The organism is Pseudomonas sp. D1-36 (genome assembly GCF_051132205.1).
Classification (GTDB): domain Bacteria; phylum Pseudomonadota; class Gammaproteobacteria; order Pseudomonadales; family Pseudomonadaceae; genus Aquipseudomonas.
The window spans coordinates 3,986,248-4,007,075 of the sequence record NZ_CP071674.1 but is presented as its reverse complement, the minus strand read 5'-3'; the positions used below and the strand labels follow the sequence as shown (position 1 = coordinate 4,007,075).

The following is a 20,828-nucleotide window of genomic DNA, read 5'->3' as shown; positions in this document are numbered from 1 at the left end:
CGCGAGATTCGAAAAATGACTGACAACACTATCCATACAGCTTTCGAAGCCCAATGCCAGACCGAAATCGCCGGGCAAGGCCAAGATCAGAAACTCGTCGGCTTGGCCAAGGAGTTTTTCAACGAGTCGGCCCGCCACAAGTACAGCTACCATTTTTCATGGATGGGCCGGCCAATCATCCAACTGCCGCAGGACATGATGGCCATGCAGGAACTGATCTGGCAGATCAAGCCTGACCTGATCATCGAATGCGGTATCGCCCACGGCGGTTCGATCATCTATTACGCTTCGTTGCTGGAGTTGCAAGGCCACGGCAAAGTATTGGGCATCGACCTGGATATCCGCCCGCACAATCGCGAAGCCATCGAGAGCCATCCGATGAGCAAGCGCATCTCGATGATCGAAGGTTCGAGCATCGATCCGGCCATTGCCGAGCAGGTGCATGCAGCGGCCAAAGGCAAGAAAGTCATCCTGGTACTTGATTCCAACCACACCCATGACCACGTGCTCGAAGAGCTGCGCCTGTACGCGCCGCTGGTTTCGGTGGGCAGCTACTGCGTGGTGATGGACACGGTGGTGGAAGACATGCCGGCGGACTTCTTCCCGGATCGCCCATGGGGCCCGGGCGACAACCCGAAAACCGCTGTGTGGAAATACCTCGAAGAAAACGACAGCTTCGAAATCGACCAGCAACTGCAGAACAAGCTGCTGATCACCGTTGCGCCGGATGGTTATCTGCGTCGGGTTCGTTAATCCATCCGTTTCAAGTCATTGGCGTCTGGCAGGTTGTGGGGACTAGGAAATATGCAGGTTCGAAATATGCTTCAAAACAACGTGGCACCGCTGAGCGAGCGGTTCACCGTGGTAGTCATCTCCCACAACCGCAGCGCATTTCTGCGCCGCACATTGCATTACTACAGCAGCTATCCGTGTTCGGTACTGGTATTGGACTCGTCGGTGGAGCGCGATGATCGGATCGCCGAGGATTTTCCGTCGGTCGATTACCGCCACTTGCCTCAGTTCACCTACAAAGGGCTTCAGGAAAAATTGACCTACGGTGTCAACCAGGTCAAAACGCCTTATATGGTGTTCGCCGCCGACGACGATTTCCTGCTGCATGATGCCTTGACCGAATCGGTTGAGTTTCTCGAAGCCAACCCCGACTACGGCCTTTGCCACGGCTACGGCATCATGTATTTGTCCTGCGCAACAGAAGTCTGCTACTTCCGCCGTGACCGCAAGGTGCATGAGGACTACGACAGCGAACTGGCCGAGGACCGTGTGATCCGTTTCATGGATCAATTCCTGCCGCCGTTCTACGCCGTGACCCGCACTGACTTGCTGCAACAGTGGTACGGCATGTTGCCGCCTGGCACCAGTTTCGAGTGGCAGGAGATCGGCCATACCTTTTACTTGCTGGCTTGTGCCAAGGCGCGGATCCTGCCGATTCCGTTCGCCGTGCGCGAACTCAACTACGGCGGTTCCGAACACAACACCAACGTCCTGACGGTGTTGAGTTACAAAGACGCCAAAAGCGTCGCCGAGCGTGAGCAGTTCGCCGAGTTCCTGGCATCGGTGCCGACCCAGCTCAGCGAGCAGGCTCCGGAACGCATCAAGCAGATTGCCCTGGACAGTTTTGCGGCCATGGCCGACTGCCTGCAGCAAGGGCGTTCGCTCAAGGGCACGCAGATTATCCGTTCGGCCTGGTTGGAGGCCGGTGGTGAGCCGGTTCGTTCGTTTGGCCCACAGCAATTTGTTGAAATGCCTTTCTACAATCAACGGGTCTTCGATCTTCTGACTCACTTTGAATTCCTGCTGCATGCCATGCCAGCCGGCCGCCTTCAGCTTCAACAATTGGAAGGCATTCTGCTGCGTCAGCATGAGCTGATGCGTGTGCAACCAAACGATAACGAGCGCACCCTACGCAGCCGTCTGTGGGAAGCCCAAGGCCTGTACGCGTTCAACCGCACCGTGATCAAGCGCCTAGCCGAGTCGTTGAAAAGCAGCGATGAGCCTGATGAGGCAGTGAAACTTCAGGCCTGGGCCGAGCGCCTGGACTCGGTGCCGGGTCAGCAAGAGCGCCGGTTACTGGAAAACATGCATTCCGGCCGTTTGTTGAATTGGCTTGAGGCGCGTAATCCAGATGCGCAGCAGCTCAAGTCCATCGCGGCGCACCTGGCCGAGCATCAAGGCGGCCCGCGGTTCGGCATCTTGTTGCTGGACCTGGACGCTGACATGTTCAAGCTGCAGGCGACCTTCGACAGCCTGGTCAACGGTCATAGCAAGGCGTTCAACGTGGTGGTTTTCACCACCGGCGACCTGCCGGCGACCACCACCGTGCGCGACACCGTGCACTTCGTCAAAGTCAGCACTGGCAATTATGTCGAGCGCATCAACCAGATCATCGGGCAGTCCTCCGCCGACTGGATGGTACTGGCCGAGGCTGGCGACCAGTTCACCGAAAGCGGTCTGCTGCGCGCCAGTCTTGAACTGATCGGCGCCGATGGCGTGCGTGCCGTGGCCATGGACGAAATCCAGCGTAAGGCCGACGGCAGCCTGGTCGATGTGTTCCGTCCTGGCGTCAATCTTGACTTCCTGCAATCGGTGCCTTCGCTGATGGCGCGGCATTGGCTGATTCGTCGTGACGTGCTGGTACAGACACGCGGTTTTACGCCTGAATACACCCAGGCGTTGGAGTTGGACGTGTTGTTGCGTCTGATCGAAGAGGCGGGGCTTGCCGGCCTGGCGCATCTGTCCGAGCCGTTGCTGATCTGCAATGCCCCGGCGCAAGAGGAAAATGCCCAGGAGCGTCAAGTACTGACGCGCCACTTGGCGGCCCGGGGTTATCGCGCCCAGGTCACCTCGGCGCAACCGCTGACCTATCAAATCGACTACCAGCATGCCGAGCGGCCGTTGGTATCGATCATTCTCGAAAGCCGGGACAACTTCGAACAGATTCAACAGGCGCTGGTGAGCGTGCTGCAGCGCACCCGTTATCATCGCCATGAAATCCTGATCGCAGATAATCATAGCCAGTCCGAAGCAATGGCCCAGTGGCTCGACAGCCTGGAAGGCAAAGGCGATCGGATCCGTATCCTGCGCAGCGATCGGCGCTTGAGTGCGTCGGCTCTGTACAATTGGGCGGGCGCCCAGGCCAAGGGTGAATACCTGGTGCTGTTGTCGGCCGAGGTGCAAGTGATCAACGCCAACTGGCTCGACAGCTTGCTCAACCAGGCCCAGCGACCGGAAGTGGGGATCGTCGGCAGCAAACAGATGGATGTTCGCGGCATCACCACTCAGGCTGGCCTGGTGCTCAAGCCCGATGGCCAGGTGGCCTCGGTGTTCGTTGGCGAACGCAAGGACGCCAAGGGTTATCTCAATGGCCATCAGGCGGAACAGAACTACTCTGCGGTGTCCGGCGTTTGCCTGATGATTCGTAAGGATTTGTTCGAAGCCGTAGGCGGCCTGGACGAAGAACATTTCGCCGAGGCCTTTGCCGACGTCGACCTTTGTCTGAAAGTAGCTGACGCAGGCTATCTCACGGTCTGGACACCCCAGGCGCAGATGCTGCACGCCGGTACGGTCCCCGATGCGCCGGAGGCACTCGATGCCCTATGCAAAAAGTGGCAGGCGCGTTTCGAACACGACGCGGTCCGTAACCCGAACCTGGCCTTGACGGACAAAGGTTTTGCGCTGGGTACCGCCACGGCTGTCGACTGGGCGCGGTTGCTGGCATAGCCCGATGCCTCCTTCCATTGTCGTATAAGCCCTCGCAAAAAGGGCTTATTCGGCAATTTAGCGTGACCTGCGAGTCATAACGCGCATCTTCACTGTATTGTATTGACCGGGAAGATGGCGCCTGGCCCTTATCAGGACCGGTGATAGCCCTTTACACTTCCCGTTTGTCGGCGCCCCTCGATTCCTTGCGAGCGGTGGTATTGGGCTGTTTTTGATTGGGAAGCCGTAATGATTGGCATAAAAAGCATTGCGAGCTACGTTCCTGTAGCCGGCGTGGACAATTACGCACAAGGTGCAAAATTTGAAAAGGATGAAGAGTTCATCCTCGGCAAGATCGGTTCCGCCTTCTTGCCACGCAAGGATGACGGCCAGGAAACCTCGGATCTGTGCGTCGAAGCGGCCAATGCGCTGTTTGCCAATAATCCCGATCTGAAGCGCGAATCCATTGACGTGCTGATCGTCGTCACCCAGAACGGCGATGAAGAAGGCTTGCCCCACACGGCGGCTATCGTTCAGGACAAGCTCGGCCTGCCCACCAGCGTAGCGGCGTTCGATATATCCCTGGGTTGCTCGGGTTATGTCTATGGCATCTACGCCATCAAGGGCTTCATGGAAGCCGCTGGCCTGAAGAATGGCCTGTTGGTAACCGCCGACCCATACTCGAAAATCGTCGACCCGGAAGATCGCAACACCACGATGCTGTTCGGTGATGCCGCCACGGCGACGTGGATGGGCGAGGATGCGCCGTGGCAACTGGGCAAGGCAAAGTTCGGCACCGACGGCTCCGGTGCGCCGCACCTGAAGGTCAGCGACGGCGTATTCTTCATGAACGGCCGCCAGGTGTTCAACTTCGCTTTGCTCAAGGTGCCGGCACATTTGCATGAGTTGCTCGCCGATTCCGATCTGCAACCCAGTGACATCGATGCGTTCTGCATTCATCAAGGCAGCGCCGCAATCGTCGATGCCGTGGCGCGGCGTTTCGAAGGCGAGCCGGAGAAGTTCATCAAGGACATGGTCGAGACCGGCAACACAGTGTCGTCGAGTATTCCGCTCTTGCTGGAGAAGCACGTGATCGATTCCGACTGGAAGCGAGTGGCGTTGAGTGGCTTTGGCGTGGGCTTGTCATGGGGCTCGGCGATCATCTATCGCCCTTGAGCGCCTAAAACCCAGGCACAAAAATAGCGTCCAAGGTGTAACCTTGAACGCTATTTTTTTGCCTGGTGCAAAAGCGAGACGCCATGAGCGAGTATTTTGAGCGCAATCTACAGGTGATCCAGCGGCGTTGGCCTGCACTGGCCGAGCGCTTGCTGCTGGAAGACGTGGGTAGATTGCAAGCTGATCTGGTGGAGGGCATTGGTTCGACCCTGAGTATCAATGGAATCCAACTGACCAGCCGACATGACCGTCTTGCCGAGGCGGAGCTGCAAGCCGCCAGTCTGCCTTTGGACGCTTGCGTCGTGCACGTCTACGGAACCGGGCTGGGCGACCTGCAAAACCGTTTGCTGGAACGGGCAGGGCTCGAGCGGTTGTATGTTCATGTGCTCAATGGCGCGGTGTTTGCGTTGGTATTGCAGGTGCTGGATCAGATGCCATGGCTTGCCGATCCCAGGGTGGTATTGCTCTACGCGGGAGATCTGACGGAAATCCAGCTGCCATTCTTCGCACTCCCCGCCGAGCTGGTACTGGCCGATGATTACAGTGCCAAGATTCGCGATCGGTTGATCAGTGAAGTTCATCTGGACTTCACCAACCGAACGTTCGACCCCAAGGCTCCCGAGGTCGTCGAGCGGCTGCAATCGACGTTCAATCTTGTACAGGGCGACCGCGATGTTGCCGAGCTGTTCGGCGCATTCCAGGGGCGGGAGGTGTTCGTCGTTGCCACCGGCCCGAGCCTTGAGCACCATTTCGACAGGCTGCGCCGCGTGAGCGAGCGAGCTGAGCGACCGTTGTTGATTTGTGTCGATACGGCTTACCGACCGTTGATCAATCACGGCATCCGTCCTGATGTCGTGGTCAGCATCGACCAGCGTATCTCGGGGCGTCATCTTCCGCCTGAGCAAACCGAAGGCATTGCCCTGGTTTATCTGCCCATGGCCGACCCCTTAGTGATTCAGGCATGGCGGGGGCCGCGCTACGCCGGTTATTCCTCCAGTCCCGTCTACCGCCAGATGCGTGAGCGACTCTGCCGGGCCGAACTTCATGTGGGCGGGAGCGTGATTCATCCAGCGGTCGATTTAGCGGTGCAAATGGGCGCTGCGCAAATCACGCTGTTTGGTGCCGATTTTGCCTTCCCCCATGACAAGACTCACGCAGGATGGGGCGATGGCGATTTGGGGCCGCAGTTGGGGGCGTCAAGGCATTGGGTGCTCGATGGGCATGGACGGCGCGTCAAGACCCAGCTCAACTTTCGCAGCTACCTCTGTGAACTGGAGCGTTTCATTGCCAGGCACCCCAACGTACGCTTCTTCAACAGCAGTCGGGACGGGGCGATGATCGTCGGCACCGATTTCCATCCGGAGTACGTGCAATGACCACGCTTGATGAGGCACTCATTGATGGCCGCGCATGCGCGCGCCTGTTTCGACTAGGGCGGGATGTTGAGGCGGGGTTGGCGATGGTCACGCTGATCGAGTCGGCGCAGCCCCTGGTCGAACGGATGCCAGGCGATGTCGTCTCGTCGTGGAACGCGCTGCTTGCCCTGATGCTCGATGATCAACAGGCGCAGAATTGGATTTCGCTGGCCGATTATCTTGAGTACGAGTGGGTCCAGCTGCTGACCGCTGGTCACTCCATCTAGCTACTTTTCGCAGCTTCCCCGCTGTCAAGCGCTTCCAGCGACGTCAGCGGCGTTTCCCTGACGCCATTTTTCACCCTTGAATCGCAGCCAAGTCCTTGATTTACGAGGGGTGGCACCCTGATGGCAAAATTTTTGAAAAATCTGCTAAAGCAAGTTCCGAATACGACGATAACTATTACGAAGGTTCTCTAGGCCACACCCGGCGGTTGCCAGGGCCGGAAGCCGCAGTACCCAACCAACGAGGAATTCGTCATGGCTTTAACAGTAAACACCAACGTCACATCGTTGAACGTTCAGAAGAACCTGAACAAGGCTTCCGATGCTCTGTCCACTTCGATGACCCGCCTGTCGTCCGGCCTGAAAATCAACAGTGCCAAAGACGACGCCGCCGGCCTGCAGATCTCCACTCGTATGACTTCGCAAATCCGCGGTCAGACTGTTGCGATCAAGAACGCCAACGACGGTATCTCCATCGCTCAGACCGCTGAAGGCGCTCTGCAGGAATCCACCAACATTCTGCAGCGTATGCGTGAACTGGCCGTACAGGCACGAAACGACAACAACGGTACAGCTGACCGTGATGCTCTGAACAAAGAATTTGCTCAGATGTCGGACGAGCTGACTCGTATCGCTGATTCGACCAACCTCAACGGCAAGAACCTGATCGACGGTTCCGCTGGCACCATGACCTTCCAGGTCGGTTCCAACACTGGTGCTACCAACCAGATCACTCTGACCCTGAGCGACAGCTTCGACGCTGCTACCCTGAGCGTTGACTCTGGTGCCATCGCGATCAGTGCTGCAGACAGCGCCGAAGCCGAAACCAACACCTCTGCTGCAATCGACGCGATCGACGCTGCTTTGGCGACCATCAACGCCAGCCGTGCGGACCTCGGTGCTGCCCAGAACCGTCTGACCAGCACCATCTCCAACCTGCAGAACATCAACGAAAACGCCGCTGCTGCACTGGGTCGCGTACAAGACACCGACTTCGCTGCTGAAACTGCCCAGCTGACCAAGCAGCAGACTCTGCAACAAGCTTCCACTTCGGTTCTGGCCCAGGCTAACCAACTGCCGTCCGCTGTACTGAAGCTGCTTCAGTAATAGTCGGATGAGTTTTAGCGGGGGAGTGCGCTTGCGTACTCTCTCGCTTTTTCCGTTCAAGAGGTGATGGACATGGATATGAGCGTGAAGCTGAACTTGTCTTATCCGGCGGCGAAACCGGCGCCTAGTGTGGCCGATAAGCCGGTGGAGAAGCCTCGGGCCGAGATGGCTGTGGTAGCTCCGGTCAAAGAAGTCCCTAAGGATGCTGCTGCCGAGCAGGACAAACTCAAGAAAGCCGTTCAGGAAATCGAGAAGTTCGTTCAGTCGGTCAAGCGTAACCTGGAGTTCTCTATCGATGAGCCTTCAGGCAAAGTAGTGGTCAAAGTGATCGCCAGTGGTTCCGGTGAAGTGATTCGCCAGATCCCGAACGAAGAAGTTCTGAAACTGGCCAACAGTTTGAATGATGCAAACAGCTTGTTGTTCAGCGCTGAAGCCTGACAACCGGCACGAATTCTGTTGTTATGTTCTTTTGGACGTTGTAAAGGTCAAAAGGCCGGCGACACACTGAAGGGAGTCCCACATGGCAAGTCCAATTCTACCTGGCTTGGGTTTAGGCTCTGGCCTTGATACCACTGCTATCGTCAAGGCACTGGTTGATTCTGACAAAGCGGCCAAGCAAGGTCAGATTGATCGTGCCACCAAGATCAATACGGCCAATATTTCGGGGATCGGCACCCTGAAGTCGCTGTTGGCTACCTTCCAATCCACGCTGAAAAGCCTGGGCAGCACGACTACGCCTCAATTTACCGGGGTTTCCGCGACTTCGGCCAATACCAGCGCTTTGACGGTGACAGCCGGCAACTCGGCGGTTAGCGGCACTTACACGGTAAACGTCACTCAGTTGGCAACCTCGTCAAAAGTTGCGACGGCTGCTTTCGCCGGTGGCGCTTCCAGTGCTGTGGAAACCGGTACGCTGACCATCAGACAAGGAAGCACGGATTACACCCTTGATATACCTGCTGATTCGACGCTGCAGTCGGTTCGGGACGCCATCAACAGCAAGTACTCGTCCAGCGGTCTGACCGCCAACATCGTGACCGACAGTTTTGGTTCACGCCTGGTGGTCGGCTCGACTAAAACCGGTGCGGGTAATGATATCTCCCTCAGCGGCATTACAAGCCTCGCAGCTGACGGCTCCGTAGCCATGGCCTCATCACCCACCGCGACTTCTTCGGGGTCGCTGGGGTTTGCCAAGGACGCTATTTTCACTGTTGACGGCTTGGCAATGACCAGCCCGACCAACAAGCTGGATAACGTGGTCTCGGGCTTGAGCATGACGTTACTCGTCGAGGGCACTGGCCCGACCGTCGTTACCGTCGCTACCAACGCCGACGGCCTTAAAGCTTCGATCCAGAAGTTCGTCGACGCTTATAATGCTGTTGCGAAGGCCGTGACGTCCCTGACCAAGCCGACCACAGATGCTGAGGGTAACTCTGTTCCAGCGGCCTTGACCGGTGACTCGTTGCCTCGCTCGCTTTTGGCGGCCATTCGCGCGCCTTTGTCTGAGACCGGTGCAGGTGACAAGCTGACGGTTCTTTCTCAGTTGGGAATCACCACCAATCAGACGACCGGAGCTCTGGATTTCGACAGTGGGAAATTCACCTCTGCGTTGAATGACAAACAGTTGGGTGGGGAGATCCAGACACTGTTTGTAGGTGAGAATGGCCTGCTTGAGCGCATGGATAATGCCATCAAGCCGTACACTGAAGGCAAAACGGGTGCGGGCGGTATCGGGGGCTCAGAGGCTATCCTGACTACTCGCTCCAAGAACCTCGACATCATCAAGACGAAGCTGTTCGAAGATCAGCAGGCTCTTGATCGTCGCATCGAAACGCTCACCGCCGTACTGACCAAGAAGTATAACGACATGGACACTCTGGTCGGCAAGCTGAAAGCCACTGCCAGTAACATCACCTCGATGTTTGAAGCGATGACGGCCCAACAGAAGAACAGCTGATTTTCGACCGATACAAAAAGCCCGGCAGCGTTTTGACAACGCTCCGGGCTTTCGGCTTTTCGGTCTAAAGTTTTTTGACACAGCGTCGATACGCTGTTTATACGAACCGAAGTTTTTGATGAGGTAGAACATGAATCCGATGTTAGCCCTTCGCCAATACCAGAAGATTGGCGCCCAGGCGCAAACCTCCGAAGCAAGTCCCCATCGTCTCGTGCAGATGCTCATGGAAGGTGGGTTGGACCGTATCGCCCAGGCCAAGGGCGCTATGGAGCGCAAGGACATAGCCAACAAAGGCGTACTGATCAGTAAGGCCATCGGTATCGTGGGTGGCCTGCGTGAAGGCTTGGATCTGGAAAACCAGGCCGAGTCGGTAGCCGAGTTGGATGCTCTTTACACCTACATGATGAAACGTCTCGCCGAAGCCAACGCCAAGACCGATCCGAAGATCCTCGACGAAGTCGCTGATCTACTGCGCACGGTCAAGGAAGGCTGGGACGGTATCGCGCCACCTGGCCCGCAATTCTGAGGAATAAGCTCATGAGTCTTGTCTTGCAGCGCATAGAACAAACCCGAGATGCCCTGGTTGATGCCCTGGCTGAGCGCAATTGGGAGGCCATCGGTCAATTGGACCTGGCGTGCCGTTCCTGCATGGAAGACGTCATGGGCGAGTCCGAGGTGGACGAGGCGGCGTTGCGTAACAACCTGGAAGAGTTGCTTGGCGTGTATCGGCAGTTGCTGGATGCCGCGACGGGGGAACGTCAGGCGATCGTGAACGAAATGTCACAGATTAACCAGGCACAGAACGCGGCGAAGGTTTATCACCTGTTCGGATGATTTAATTTTCATTTAATCCGAACAAAGTGCGCCATAAATTTGACTGTGCACGATTTTTTGACTTAACTAGTGGCTGTTTACAGATTTCAGGCGTCTACAGGCATGACAAGTCTGCAAGCGTCTAGCTTGCCCCCAAATTCGGGCACTGAGTTGACTAGGGAAGTTGCTATTGCATGTGGCGTGAAACCAAAATTCTCCTGATCGATGACGATAGCGTCCGCCGCCGCGACCTGGCGGTGATCCTTAATTTTCTCGGCGAAGAAAATTTACCCTGCGGCAGCCATGACTGGCAGCAGGCTGTCGGCTCATTGTCGTCCAGCCGTGAAGTCATTTGCGTCCTTATCGGGACCGTAAATGCCCCCGCATCGCTTTTGGGCTTGCTAAAGACACTCTCAACCTGGGATGAGTTCCTTCCCGTTTTGCTGATGGGCGAAAATTCTTCCCTAGACCTGCCGGAAGACCAGCGCCGCCGGGTACTTTCCACCTTGGAAATGCCGCCCAGCTACAGCAAATTGCTTGATTCGCTGCACCGTGCCCAGGTTTATCGCGAAATGTATGACCAGGCCCGTGAACGCGGCCGGCATCGTGAACCCAATCTTTTCCGCAGCCTTGTCGGCACCAGCCGTGCGATCCAGCACGTGCGCCAGATGATGCAGCAGGTGGCCGACACCGACGCCAGCGTGCTGATCCTGGGTGAGTCCGGCACCGGCAAGGAAGTGGTTGCGCGCAACCTGCATTACCATTCCAAGCGCCGCGAAGCGCCGTTCGTTCCAGTCAACTGCGGGGCGATCCCAGCCGAGTTGCTGGAAAGCGAATTGTTCGGCCACGAGAAGGGCGCATTCACCGGCGCAATTACCAGTCGCGCCGGGCGTTTCGAATTGGCTAACGGCGGCACGCTGTTCCTCGATGAAATCGGCGACATGCCGCTGCCGATGCAGGTCAAGCTGCTGCGCGTGCTGCAAGAGCGCACCTTTGAACGCGTGGGCAGCAACAAGACCCAGAGCGTCGACGTGCGGATCATCGCCGCGACTCACAAGAATCTGGAAAGCATGATCGAGGTCGGCAGTTTCCGCGAGGATCTCTATTACCGCCTCAACGTATTCCCGATCGAAATGGCGCCGCTGCGTGAGCGGGTCGAAGACATCCCGCTGCTGATGAACGAATTGATCTCGCGCATGGAGCATGAGAAGCGCGGTTCGATCCGCTTCAACTCTGCGGCGATCATGTCCCTCTGCCGCCATGGCTGGCCGGGCAACGTCCGCGAGTTGGCCAACCTGGTGGAGCGCATGGCGATCATGCACCCCTACGGCGTGATCGGCGTGGCCGAGTTGCCGAAGAAGTTCCGCTACGTCGACGACGAAGACGAGCAGATGGTCGACAGCTTGCGCAGCGACTTGGAAGAGCGCGTAGCGATCAATGGCCATACGCCGGACTTCACCAGTAACGCGATGCTGCCGCCGGAAGGCCTGGATCTGAAGGATTATCTGGGAGGCCTGGAGCAGGGCCTCATCCAGCAGGCGCTCGACGATGCCAACGGCATCGTCGCCCGCGCGGCGGAACGCCTGCGCATCCGTCGCACGACTCTGGTGGAAAAGATGCGCAAGTACGGCATGAGCCGTCGCGAAGGAGATGAACAGGCGGATGATTGACGCCTGTTTTACAACCGCCTGATTTCTGGGCGGTTTTTTTTCGGCACGGGTATTGCTACTGCCCTCGCAACGTTCCGTTTAACTGACGGTCAGCCAAGCGAGAGAGCACGATGACCCAAGCCGCCCTGATGTCTCCTGTCCCTGAGCCGGGACTCATGCCGTCCGCCGAGCAGGCTAGCCGGCTTGGACTTGAGCAGGCGTTTTCGCTGTTTAACCAGGTCTCCAGCCAGTTATCCGACTCCTACAGCCTGCTCGAAGCCCGGGTCACCGAGCTCAAGGGTGAGCTGGCGGTGGTCAGCGCTCAGCGCATGCAGGAGTTGGCGGAAAAAGAACGCCTGGCCAATCGGCTGCAAAACCTCCTCGACCTCTTGCCTGGCGGCGTCATTGTCATTGATGAGCACGGTTTCGTGCGCGAAGCCAACCCGGCAGCGTGCGAGCTGCTCGGCCTGCCATTGGAGGGCGAGCTGTGGCGGCATGTGATTGCCCGCTGCTTCGCTCCTCGCGAAGATGACGGCCATGAGATTTCCCTCAAGGACGGTCGACGCCTTTCTATCTCGACCCGTTCGCTTGACGCCGAGCCCGGGCAGTTGGTGCTGCTCAACGACCTGACTGAAACCCGTCACCTGCAAGATCAGCTGGCTCGCCACGAGCGGCTGTCTTCCCTTGGGCGGATGGTGGCGTCGCTGGCCCATCAGATCCGTACGCCGCTGTCCGCCGCGTTGCTCTACGCCAGTCATTTGACTGAACAGCAACTGCCGATGGATACCCAGCAGCGCTTCGCCGGCCGCCTGAAGGAACGCTTGCATGAGCTGGAGCACCAGGTCCGCGACATGCTGGTGTTTGCCCGCGGCGAATTGCCGTTGACCGACCGCGTGACGCCCAAGGCGTTGCTGCAATCCTTGCAGGCCGCAGCGTCGACCCACGTACAGGGTTTGCCGATCCGCTGGCAGTGTGACAGCCGCGCGGGCGAAGTCCTGTGCAACCGCGACACACTGGTGGGCGCGGTATTGAACCTGATTGAAAACGCGATCCAGGCGGGCGACGGCGACGTTCGCCTGAAAGTCCACCTATACACCCGTGGCAGCACGTTACGCCTGTGTGTCAGCGACAACGGCAGCGGCATCGATCCAGCCGTGTTGACCCGCCTGGGTGAGCCTTTTTTCACCACCAAGACCACCGGGACGGGCCTCGGTCTGACCGTGGTCAAGGCCGTGGCGCGGGCCCATCAGGGTGAATTGCAGTTGCGCTCGCGGCCGGGGCGCGGCACGTGTGCGCTGGTCCTCCTGCCGCTGTTTTCCAGTGTGCCAAGGGTGGAGTGAAGGCAATGGCAATCAAGGTTTTGCTGGTGGAGGACGATCGTGCCCTGCGCGAGGCGCTCGCCGATACACTGCTGTTGGCCGGGCATGATCATGCCGTCGTCGGTTCGGCGGAGGAGGCGTTGTTGGCGGTCGCCCGTGAGCCGTTCAGCCTGGTGGTCAGCGACGTCAATATGCCGGGCATGGACGGCCATCAGTTGCTCGGTTTACTGCGGGCGCGCCAGCCTCAATTGCCAGTCCTGTTGATGACGGCCCACGGTGCGGTCGAACGAGCAGTGGATGCCATGCGCCAGGGGGCGGCGGACTATCTGGTCAAGCCGTTCGAGCCCAAGGCGCTGCTGGACCTAGTGGCGCGCCATGCCCTGGGAAGCCTTGCCGTTGAAGGTGAAGGCCCGGTGGCGATCGAGCCGGCCAGTGCGCAGCTGCTGGAATTGGCCGCGCGGGTGGCACGCAGCGATTCAACCGTATTGATTTCCGGTGAGTCCGGTACGGGCAAGGAAGTCTTGGCCCGTTATATTCACCAGCAGTCCCGTCGCGCCAGCGAGCCGTTCATTGCCATCAACTGCGCGGCGATTCCCGACAACATGCTCGAAGCAACATTGTTCGGCCATGAAAAGGGTTCGTTCACCGGCGCCATCGCGGCCCAGGCTGGCAAGTTCGAACAGGCCGATGGCGGCACCATCCTGCTGGATGAAATCTCTGAGATGCCCCTGGGCCTGCAGGCAAAATTGCTGCGGGTGTTGCAGGAGCGAGAAGTGGAGCGGGTCGGCGCGCGCAAGCCCATCAGCCTAGACATCCGGGTGGTCGCGACGACCAACCGCGACCTGGCGGGCGAAGTGGCGGCGGGGCGTTTCCGGGAAGACCTTTATTACCGGCTGTCGGTTTTTCCGTTGGCCTGGCGTCCGTTACGCGAGCGCACCGCCGATATCCTGCCGCTGGCCGAGCGTCTGCTGGCCAAGCACGTCAATAAAATGAAGCACGCAACGGCGCGCCTGTCCGCCGAGGCACAGGCTTGCCTGATCGGGTATCCCTGGCCCGGCAACGTCCGGGAACTCGATAACGCGATCCAGCGGGCGCTGATCCTGCAGCAGGGCGGCTTGATCCAGCCCGAGGATTTCTGCCTGGCCGGTCCGGTGGCTTGTGCGCCTTTGCCGGTACCGCCGCTGGCGCCGGTAGTGCCTCCGGTCGAGGTAGCCGAATCAGCCGGTGCGTTGGAGGACGATCTGCGTCGTCGCGAATTCCAGATGATCATCGACACCCTGCGCGCCGAGCGCGGCCGTCGCAAGGAAGCGGCCGAGCGACTCGGCATCAGTCCCCGAACCCTGCGCTACAAGTTGGCGCAAATGCGTGATGCCGGGATGGATGTGGAGGCCTACCTTTTCGCCAGTTGAATCATTGATCCAAGCAATTGCACCTCTAAATCTGTGGGAGCGAGCCCTGCTCGCGAAGGCGGTGATTCAGGCGATGTAGATGTTGACTGACAGGCCGCTATCGCGAGCAGGCTCGCTCCCACATGAGTCCGGATGAGCTCGCGCATGCATTTGTTTTTTACGGCCATCGAGCTGGCACCCTTGTTGCTAACACCTACGTACCCGCTGAGTAAGTGTCAAAAAAATGCGGGCCGCCAGAGAGAATAGACCATGAGCCAAGGTATTGAATTTAATCGATTGATGTTGGACATGCGGTCCATGCAAATGGACGCCATGGCCCAGCCGAAATCGGTCGCGGTCCCCCAGGTGGGTGGCAGCAGCTTTTCCGACATGCTCGGTCAGGCCGTCAATAAAGTGAACGATACCCAGCAGGCTTCGAACCAGTTGGCCAGTGCTTTCGAGATGGGTAAAAGTGGCGTCGACCTGACGGATGTAATGATCTCTTCGCAGAAAGCCAGTGTCTCGTTTCAGGCGTTGACCCAGGTACGTAACAAACTGGTTCAAGCCTACCAAGACATCATGCAGATGCCGGTCTAAGGAAACTATTGAGTCATGGCAGAAGCAGCCGTTGATAACGTTCCAGCCAAGGCCACTCCGGTAGACGGCAAACCGCCGTTGTTCGGTCTGTCTTTCCTGGAAAACCTCTCCGAGATGACCATGCTGCGTCAGGTTGGCCTGTTGGTCGGCCTGGCTGCCAGCGTGGCGATTGGTTTCGCCGTCGTGTTGTGGTCCCAGCAGCCAGACTACCGTCCGTTGTACGGTAGCCTGGAAGGCATGGACGCCAAGCAGGTCATGGAAACCCTGGCTTCTGCCGACATTCCCTACACCGTTGAACCCAATTCTGGCGCCTTGCTGGTCAAGGCCGACGACGTGGCGCGCGCGCGCCTCAAGCTCGCTGCCGCTGGCGTGACACCGACCGATGGCAACATCGGTTTCGAGATTCTGGACAAGGACCAGGGCCTGGGCACCAGCCAGTTCATGGAAGCGACTCGTTATCGTCGCGGCCTGGAAGGCGAACTGGCGCGCACCATCTCCAGCCTCAACAACGTCAAGGCTGCCCGTGTGCACTTGGCGATCCCGAAAAGCTCGGTGTTCGTGCGCGATGAGCGCAAGCCGAGTGCTTCGGTACTGGTTGAACTGTATTCCGGCCGCTCCCTGGAGCCAGGCCAGGTCGTTGCCATCATCAACCTGGTGGCGACCAGCGTTCCCGAACTGAGCAAGTCGCAAATCACCGTGGTCGACCAGAAGGGCAACCTGCTGTCCGACCAGGCGGAAAACTCCGAACTGACCATGGCCGGCAAGCAGTACGATTACAGCCGCCGCATGGAAGGCATGTTCACCCAGCGCGTGCATAACATCCTGCAACCTATCCTGGGCAATGGCCGCTACAAGGCCGAAGTTTCGGCGGACGTGGATTTCAGTGCGGTCGAATCGACTTCCGAGCAATTCAACCCGGATCAACCGGCGTTGCGCAGCGAGCAGTCGGTGAACGAACAGCGTACCGCCAGTAATGGTCCGCAAGGCGTGCCGGGTGCCCTGAGCAACCAGCCGCCGTCGCCGGCCAGCGCGCCGCAAACCACCGGTGGCGCCACCGCCGCCGCGGGCATGGTGCAGCCCGGCCAGCCGCTGATCGATGCCAACGGCCAACAGATCATGGACCCGGCCACCGGCCAGCCGATGCTCGCGCCGTACCCGGCCGACAAGCGTCAACAATCCACCAAGAACTTCGAGCTCGACCGTTCCATCAGCCACACCAAGCAGCAGCAGGGCCGTTTGAATCGCCTGTCGGTTGCCGTCGTCGTGGACGATCAGGTCAAGATCAACCCGGCCAACGGCGAAACCAGCCGCGCGCCGTGGAGCGCCGACGAATTGGCGCGCTTCACTCGCCTGGTGCAGGACGCCGTTGGTTTCGACGCCAGCCGTGGCGACAGCGTCAGCGTGATCAACGTGCCGTTCTCCCTGGAGCGCGGTGAAGAAATCGCCGACATTCCGTTTTATTCGCAACCCTGGTTCTGGGATGTGGTCAAGCAAGTATTGGGTGTGTTGTTCATCCTGATACTGGTATTCGGCGTGTTGCGCCCGGTGCTGAACAACATCACCGGTGGCGGCAAGAACAAGCAGTTGGCAGGCTTGGGCGATGTAGAGCTGGGAGGCATGGGCGGCCTGGATGGCGAATTGGCCAACGATCGCGTCAGCCTCGGCGGGCCGCAGAGCATCCTGCTGCCAAGCCCGAGCGAAGGCTACGACGCTCAGTTGAACGCCATCAAGAGTCTGGTGGCAGAAGATCCGGGTCGTGTGGCCCAGGTCGTGAAAGAGTGGATTAACGCAGATGAGTGATAATCGAGCCGCTGTTGCCAAATTGTCCCGGGTCGACAAAGCCGCGATCCTGCTGCTGTCCCTGGGTTCGACCGACGCCGCCCAAGTGCTGCGTCACATGGGGCCCAAAGAGGTCCAGCGCGTTGGCGTGGCCATGGCCCAGATGGGCAATGTCCATCGCGAGCAGGTCGAGCAGGTCATGAGCGAGTTCGTCGACATCGTCGGCGACCAGACCAGCTTGGGCGTCGGTTCCGACGACTACGTGCGCAAGATGCTCACCCAGGCCCTGGGCGAGGACAAGGCCAACGGCCTGATCGACCGGATCCTGCTGGGTGGCAACACCAGCGGCCTGGACAGCCTCAAGTGGATGGAGCCGCGCGCGGTTGCCGACGTGATCCGTTACGAACACCCCCAGATCCAGGCGATCGTGGTGGCGTACCTCGACCCGGACCAGGCCGGCGAAGTGCTGGGCAACTTCGACCATAAGGTTCGCCTCGATATCATCCTGCGTGTGTCGTCGTTGAACACCGTGCAGCCGGCGGCCCTGAAAGAACTGAACCAGATTCTCGAGAAGCAGTTCTCGGGCAACTCCAATGCCTCGCGCACCACCTTGGGCGGTATCAAACGCGCGGCGGACATCATGAACTTCCTCGACAGTTCGATCGAAGGTCAACTGATGGACTCGATTCGCGAAGTCGACGAAGACCTGTCCGGTCAGATCGAAGACCTCATGTTCGTGTTCAACAACCTGGCCGATGTCGACGATCGTGGTATCCAGGCTCTGTTGCGCGAAGTGTCCTCCGACGTCCTGGTCCTGGCCCTCAAGGGTTCGGACGAAGGCGTCAAGGAGAAGATCTTCAAGAACATGTCCAAACGAGCGGCCGAACTGTTGCGCGACGACCTCGAGGCCAAGGGCCCGGTGCGCGTCAGCGACGTGGAAACCGCACAGAAGGAAATCCTCACCATCGCCCGCCGTATGGCCGAAGCCGGAGAAATCGTGCTCGGTGGCAAGGGCGGCGAAGAGATGATCTAAGGTCGTTATGTCTGCCAAGAGTGATGATGCACCCAGCGACCTGATCCGCGCCCGGGACGTCGGAGGTTTCGACGTCTGGTCGCTGCCCAGTTTCGACCCCTTCGTGCCCGAGCCCGAGCCGGAGCCGGTGGAAGAACTGCCGGAGATGGAGGAGGTGCCGCTGGAGGAAGTCCAGCCACTGACCCTCGAAGAAGTCGAGAGCATTCGTCAGGAGGCCTACAACGAAGGCTTCGCCATTGGCGAGAAAGAAGGTTTCCACAGCACGACGATCAAGGTTCGCCAGGAAGCCGACGTGGCGCTGACGGCGAAGCTATGTGCGTTGGAATCACTGATGCTCAATCTGTTCGAGCCCATCGCCGAGCAGGACACCCAGATCGAAAAGTCATTGGTCGGGCTGGTGCAGCACATCACCCGCCAAGTGATCCAGCGCGAGCTGGCGATTGATTCGAGCCAGATCGAACACGTCATGCGCGAAGCCCTCAAGCTGCTGCCGCTGGGCGTGGGCAACGTGCGGCTGTACATCAATCCTCAGGACTTCGAACTGGTGAAGGCCCTGCGCGAGCGCCACGAGGAAACCTGGCGCATCGTCGAGGACGAGTCCCTGCTGCCGGGCGGTTGCCGCGTAGAAACCGAGCACAGCCGCATCGACGCGACAATCGAGACGCGCATCAGCCAGATCATGGCGAAACTCTTTGACCAACTGCACGAACAGGCCCTGCATCCGGCTCCGGCCGACCTCAGCCTGGATCTGCCGGACGAACCCAAGGCCGCTGTCATCGTCGATCCGGACGGTGACGAACCGCTTGTTGGCGCAACGGACAGCCGCGATGCGCCTTGAGCGAACCAGCTTTGGCAAGCGCCTGGGCAGCTACGCCGAGGCCACCGAGCTGGCCGGCCAACCGATCCTGGAAGGTCGCCTGCTGCGTATGGTCGGCCTGACCCTTGAGGCGGAAGGCTTGCGTGCCGCCATGGGCAGTCGTTGCCTGGTGATCAACGATGACAGTTATCACCCGGTGCAGGTCGAAGCCGAGGTCATGGGTTTCTCCGGCAGCAAGGTATTCCTGATGCCGGTGGGCAGTGTCGCCGGCATCGCCCCGGGTGCCCGCGTGGTACCGCTGGCCGATACCGGTCGCCTGCCCATGGGCATGAGCATGCTCGGCCGGGTGCTGGATGGCGCTGGACGGGCCCTGGACGGCAAGGGCGGTATGAAGGCTGAAGATTGGGTGCCGATGGATGGCCCGACGATCAACCCGCTCAAGCGCGACCCCATCAGCGTACCGCTGGACGTGGGCATTCGTTGCATCAACGGTTTGTTGACGGTTGGACGCGGCCAGCGCCTGGGCCTGTTCGCCGGTACTGGTGTGGGCAAGAGTGTGCTGCTGGGCATGATGACCCGCTTTACCGAAGCCGACATCATCGTGGTGGGCTTGATCGGCGAGCGGGGTCGCGAGGTGAAGGAATTCATCGAGCACATCCTCGGCGAAGAAGGGCTCAAACGTTCCGTGGTGGTGGCTTCGCCGGCGGACGATGCGCCATTGATGCGCCTGCGTGCCGCCATGTACTGCACGCGTATCGCTGAATATTTCCGCGACAAGGGCAAGAATGTCCTGTTGCTGATGGACTCACTGACCCGTTTCGCCCAGGCCCAGCGGGAAATCGCCCTGGCCATCGGCGAACCTCCGGCGACCAAAGGGTATCCGCCTTCAGTCTTCGCCAAGCTGCCGAAATTGGTGGAACGCGCCGGAAACGCGGAGAAGGGCGGTGGCTCCATCACCGCGTTCTACACCGTGCTGTCCGAGGGCGACGACCAACAGGATCCGATCGCCGACTCGGCCCGTGGTGTGCTCGACGGCCATATCGTATTGTCCCGGCGTCTGGCGGAAGAAGGACATTACCCCGCCATCGACATCGAAGCGTCGATCAGCCGGGTCATGCCATCGGTGATCAGCCCCGAGCACATGAAGCGGGCGCAACAGTTCAAGCAGTACTGGTCCCGTTACCAGCAGAGTCGCGACCTGATCAGCGTAGGTGCCTATGTGCCTGGCGGCGATCGCGAAACCGACACGGCCATCAACCTCTATCCGGCCATGGCGGTGTATCTGCGCCAGGCGCTGAATGACAGCATCGGCATGGGCGCCAGCGAAGCGCACCTGCAAACCATTTTCGCCCCAGTCTCCGGCACGTAACCGATCATGGCCACGAGTCGTGCGGCGCGCCTGGCACCGGTGGTGGACATGGCGGAAAAGGCTGAGAAAACCGCTGTACAGCGGTTGGCGTATTTCCAGGGGCAAGTGGCTGTTGCTGAAAGCAAGCTGGCTGACCTGGAGAATTTTCGTCTGGAATACCAGGAACAGTGGATTGCCCGTGGCAGTCACGGCGTTTCCGGGCAGTGGTTGTTGGGTTACCAGGGGTTCCTGGCGCAATTGGGCACCGCCATCGATCAGCAGCGCCAAAGCCTGGTCTGGCACCAGAACAATCTCGAGAAGGCTCGCCAGAGTTGGCAGGAAGCGTTCGCCCGAGTCGAGGGGCTGCGCAAGCTGGTACAGCGTTACATCGACGAGGCGCGGCAATTGGAGGATAAGCGTGAGCAGAAACTGCTGGATGAATTGTCCCAGCGCTTGCCGCGCCAGGACCCGTATTGATATTGGCGGTAG

The 20,828-nt window shown here is 59.2% G+C and carries 19 protein-coding genes; all 19 read left to right on the top strand.

Going from position 1 to position 20,828, the window contains the following annotated elements; all coding sequences use genetic code 11:
• Positions 1-15 precede the first annotated feature (15 nt).
• The 19 genes from J3P76_RS17765 to fliJ all read left to right on the top strand — a co-directional run bounded on the left by J3P76_RS17765 (position 16) and on the right by fliJ (position 20,816).
• Positions 16-753 carry a cephalosporin hydroxylase family protein gene (locus J3P76_RS17765; RefSeq protein WP_434701051.1) on the top strand — a complete coding sequence of 246 codons (738 nt, stop codon included), beginning with the start codon at positions 16-18 and terminating at the stop codon, positions 751-753.
• A 51-nt stretch (positions 754-804) separates the two neighbouring features.
• A complete protein-coding gene (locus tag J3P76_RS17760) occupies positions 805-3,738 on the top strand; it encodes a TIGR00180 family glycosyltransferase (RefSeq protein ID WP_434701050.1) in 2,934 nt (977 codons plus the stop codon).
• A 228-nt stretch (positions 3,739-3,966) separates the two neighbouring features.
• Positions 3,967-4,893, top strand: a complete 927-nt coding sequence (locus J3P76_RS17755) for a ketoacyl-ACP synthase III (RefSeq protein ID WP_434701049.1) — start codon at positions 3,967-3,969, stop codon at positions 4,891-4,893.
• An 83-nt stretch (positions 4,894-4,976) separates the two neighbouring features.
• Positions 4,977-6,269, top strand: a complete 1,293-nt coding sequence (locus J3P76_RS17750) for a motility associated factor glycosyltransferase family protein (RefSeq protein ID WP_434650319.1) — start codon at positions 4,977-4,979, stop codon at positions 6,267-6,269.
• On the top strand, positions 6,266-6,535 hold the full coding sequence (locus J3P76_RS17745; RefSeq protein ID WP_434675170.1) for a hypothetical protein: 270 nt from the start codon (positions 6,266-6,268) through the stop codon (positions 6,533-6,535). Before J3P76_RS17750 ends, J3P76_RS17745 begins: the two co-directional genes overlap by 4 nt.
• A gap of 252 nt (positions 6,536-6,787) precedes the next feature.
• Positions 6,788-7,639 (top strand): flagellin domain-containing protein, encoded by an 852-nt coding sequence (locus J3P76_RS17740; protein ID WP_079305252.1) that lies wholly within the window; start codon positions 6,788-6,790, stop codon positions 7,637-7,639.
• Between the two features lie 72 nt (positions 7,640-7,711).
• Entirely contained in the window at positions 7,712-8,077 is a 366-nt protein-coding gene (locus tag J3P76_RS17735) for a flagellar protein FlaG (protein ID WP_434650321.1), read from the top strand.
• 82 nt (positions 8,078-8,159) lie between these two features.
• Positions 8,160-9,596 (top strand): flagellar filament capping protein FliD, encoded by a 1,437-nt coding sequence (gene fliD, locus J3P76_RS17730; protein WP_434701048.1) that lies wholly within the window; start codon positions 8,160-8,162, stop codon positions 9,594-9,596.
• Between the two features lie 130 nt (positions 9,597-9,726).
• Complete coding sequence (fliS, locus tag J3P76_RS17725; RefSeq protein WP_092222857.1) at positions 9,727-10,122, top strand: flagellar export chaperone FliS; 396 nt, start codon at positions 9,727-9,729, stop codon at positions 10,120-10,122.
• Positions 10,123-10,133: 11 nt separating this feature from the next.
• A complete protein-coding gene (locus tag J3P76_RS17720; RefSeq protein WP_420767383.1) occupies positions 10,134-10,430 on the top strand; it encodes a flagellar protein FliT in 297 nt (98 codons plus the stop codon).
• A gap of 173 nt (positions 10,431-10,603) precedes the next feature.
• Entirely contained in the window at positions 10,604-12,079 is a 1,476-nt protein-coding gene (locus J3P76_RS17715) for a sigma-54 dependent transcriptional regulator (RefSeq protein ID WP_434563002.1), read from the top strand.
• A gap of 110 nt (positions 12,080-12,189) precedes the next feature.
• Positions 12,190-13,398: a sensor histidine kinase gene (locus J3P76_RS17710; protein WP_434563004.1), complete on the top strand. Its 1,209-nt coding sequence runs from the start codon at positions 12,190-12,192 to the stop codon at positions 13,396-13,398.
• A gap of 5 nt (positions 13,399-13,403) precedes the next feature.
• The gene (gene fleR, locus J3P76_RS17705) at positions 13,404-14,786 is read left to right on the top strand and encodes a sigma-54-dependent response regulator transcription factor FleR (protein ID WP_420767381.1); all 1,383 of its coding nucleotides are present in this window, start codon (positions 13,404-13,406) and stop codon (positions 14,784-14,786) included.
• Between the two features lie 249 nt (positions 14,787-15,035).
• Positions 15,036-15,362 carry a flagellar hook-basal body complex protein FliE gene (fliE, locus tag J3P76_RS17700; RefSeq protein WP_434701047.1) on the top strand — a complete coding sequence of 109 codons (327 nt, stop codon included), beginning with the start codon at positions 15,036-15,038 and terminating at the stop codon, positions 15,360-15,362.
• 15 nt (positions 15,363-15,377) lie between these two features.
• Entirely contained in the window at positions 15,378-17,162 is a 1,785-nt protein-coding gene (gene fliF, locus J3P76_RS17695; protein ID WP_258648065.1) for a flagellar basal-body MS-ring/collar protein FliF, read from the top strand.
• The gene (gene fliG / locus J3P76_RS17690; protein WP_007958288.1) at positions 17,155-18,174 is read left to right on the top strand and encodes a flagellar motor switch protein FliG; all 1,020 of its coding nucleotides are present in this window, start codon (positions 17,155-17,157) and stop codon (positions 18,172-18,174) included. The genes fliF and fliG overlap by 8 nt, the downstream gene beginning before the upstream one ends.
• A 7-nt stretch (positions 18,175-18,181) precedes the next feature.
• Positions 18,182-19,012: a flagellar assembly protein FliH gene (gene fliH, locus J3P76_RS17685; protein WP_434701046.1), complete on the top strand. Its 831-nt coding sequence runs from the start codon at positions 18,182-18,184 to the stop codon at positions 19,010-19,012.
• Positions 19,002-20,360, top strand: coding sequence for a flagellar protein export ATPase FliI (gene fliI / locus J3P76_RS17680; protein WP_420767378.1), 1,359 nt, complete (start codon positions 19,002-19,004; stop codon positions 20,358-20,360). The genes fliH and fliI overlap by 11 nt, the downstream gene beginning before the upstream one ends.
• Before the next feature lie 6 nt (positions 20,361-20,366).
• Positions 20,367-20,816 carry a flagellar export protein FliJ gene (gene fliJ, locus J3P76_RS17675; RefSeq protein WP_003184033.1) on the top strand — a complete coding sequence of 150 codons (450 nt, stop codon included), beginning with the start codon at positions 20,367-20,369 and terminating at the stop codon, positions 20,814-20,816.
• Positions 20,817-20,828 lie beyond the last annotated feature (12 nt).

What these genes read in the sequence shown, in the direction of transcription:
- J3P76_RS17765 (WP_434701051.1), top strand. Translation starts at nt 16, where the DNA reads ATGACTGACAACACTATCCATACAGCTTTCGAAGCCCAATGCCAGACC.
- J3P76_RS17760 (WP_434701050.1), top strand. Translation starts at nt 805, where the DNA reads ATGCAGGTTCGAAATATGCTTCAAAACAACGTGGCACCGCTGAGCGAG.
- J3P76_RS17755 (WP_434701049.1), top strand. Translation starts at nt 3,967, where the DNA reads ATGATTGGCATAAAAAGCATTGCGAGCTACGTTCCTGTAGCCGGCGTG.
- J3P76_RS17750 (WP_434650319.1), top strand. Translation starts at nt 4,977, where the DNA reads ATGAGCGAGTATTTTGAGCGCAATCTACAGGTGATCCAGCGGCGTTGG.
- J3P76_RS17745 (WP_434675170.1), top strand. Translation starts at nt 6,266, where the DNA reads ATGACCACGCTTGATGAGGCACTCATTGATGGCCGCGCATGCGCGCGC.
- J3P76_RS17740 (WP_079305252.1), top strand. Translation starts at nt 6,788, where the DNA reads ATGGCTTTAACAGTAAACACCAACGTCACATCGTTGAACGTTCAGAAG.
- J3P76_RS17735 (WP_434650321.1), top strand. Translation starts at nt 7,712, where the DNA reads ATGGATATGAGCGTGAAGCTGAACTTGTCTTATCCGGCGGCGAAACCG.
- fliD (WP_434701048.1), top strand. Translation starts at nt 8,160, where the DNA reads ATGGCAAGTCCAATTCTACCTGGCTTGGGTTTAGGCTCTGGCCTTGAT.
- fliS (WP_092222857.1), top strand. Translation starts at nt 9,727, where the DNA reads ATGAATCCGATGTTAGCCCTTCGCCAATACCAGAAGATTGGCGCCCAG.
- J3P76_RS17720 (WP_420767383.1), top strand. Translation starts at nt 10,134, where the DNA reads ATGAGTCTTGTCTTGCAGCGCATAGAACAAACCCGAGATGCCCTGGTT.
- J3P76_RS17715 (WP_434563002.1), top strand. Translation starts at nt 10,604, where the DNA reads ATGTGGCGTGAAACCAAAATTCTCCTGATCGATGACGATAGCGTCCGC.
- J3P76_RS17710 (WP_434563004.1), top strand. Translation starts at nt 12,190, where the DNA reads ATGACCCAAGCCGCCCTGATGTCTCCTGTCCCTGAGCCGGGACTCATG.
- fleR (WP_420767381.1), top strand. Translation starts at nt 13,404, where the DNA reads ATGGCAATCAAGGTTTTGCTGGTGGAGGACGATCGTGCCCTGCGCGAG.
- fliE (WP_434701047.1), top strand. Translation starts at nt 15,036, where the DNA reads ATGAGCCAAGGTATTGAATTTAATCGATTGATGTTGGACATGCGGTCC.
- fliF (WP_258648065.1), top strand. Translation starts at nt 15,378, where the DNA reads ATGGCAGAAGCAGCCGTTGATAACGTTCCAGCCAAGGCCACTCCGGTA.
- fliG (WP_007958288.1), top strand. Translation starts at nt 17,155, where the DNA reads ATGAGTGATAATCGAGCCGCTGTTGCCAAATTGTCCCGGGTCGACAAA.
- fliH (WP_434701046.1), top strand. Translation starts at nt 18,182, where the DNA reads ATGTCTGCCAAGAGTGATGATGCACCCAGCGACCTGATCCGCGCCCGG.
- fliI (WP_420767378.1), top strand. Translation starts at nt 19,002, where the DNA reads ATGCGCCTTGAGCGAACCAGCTTTGGCAAGCGCCTGGGCAGCTACGCC.
- fliJ (WP_003184033.1), top strand. Translation starts at nt 20,367, where the DNA reads ATGGCCACGAGTCGTGCGGCGCGCCTGGCACCGGTGGTGGACATGGCG.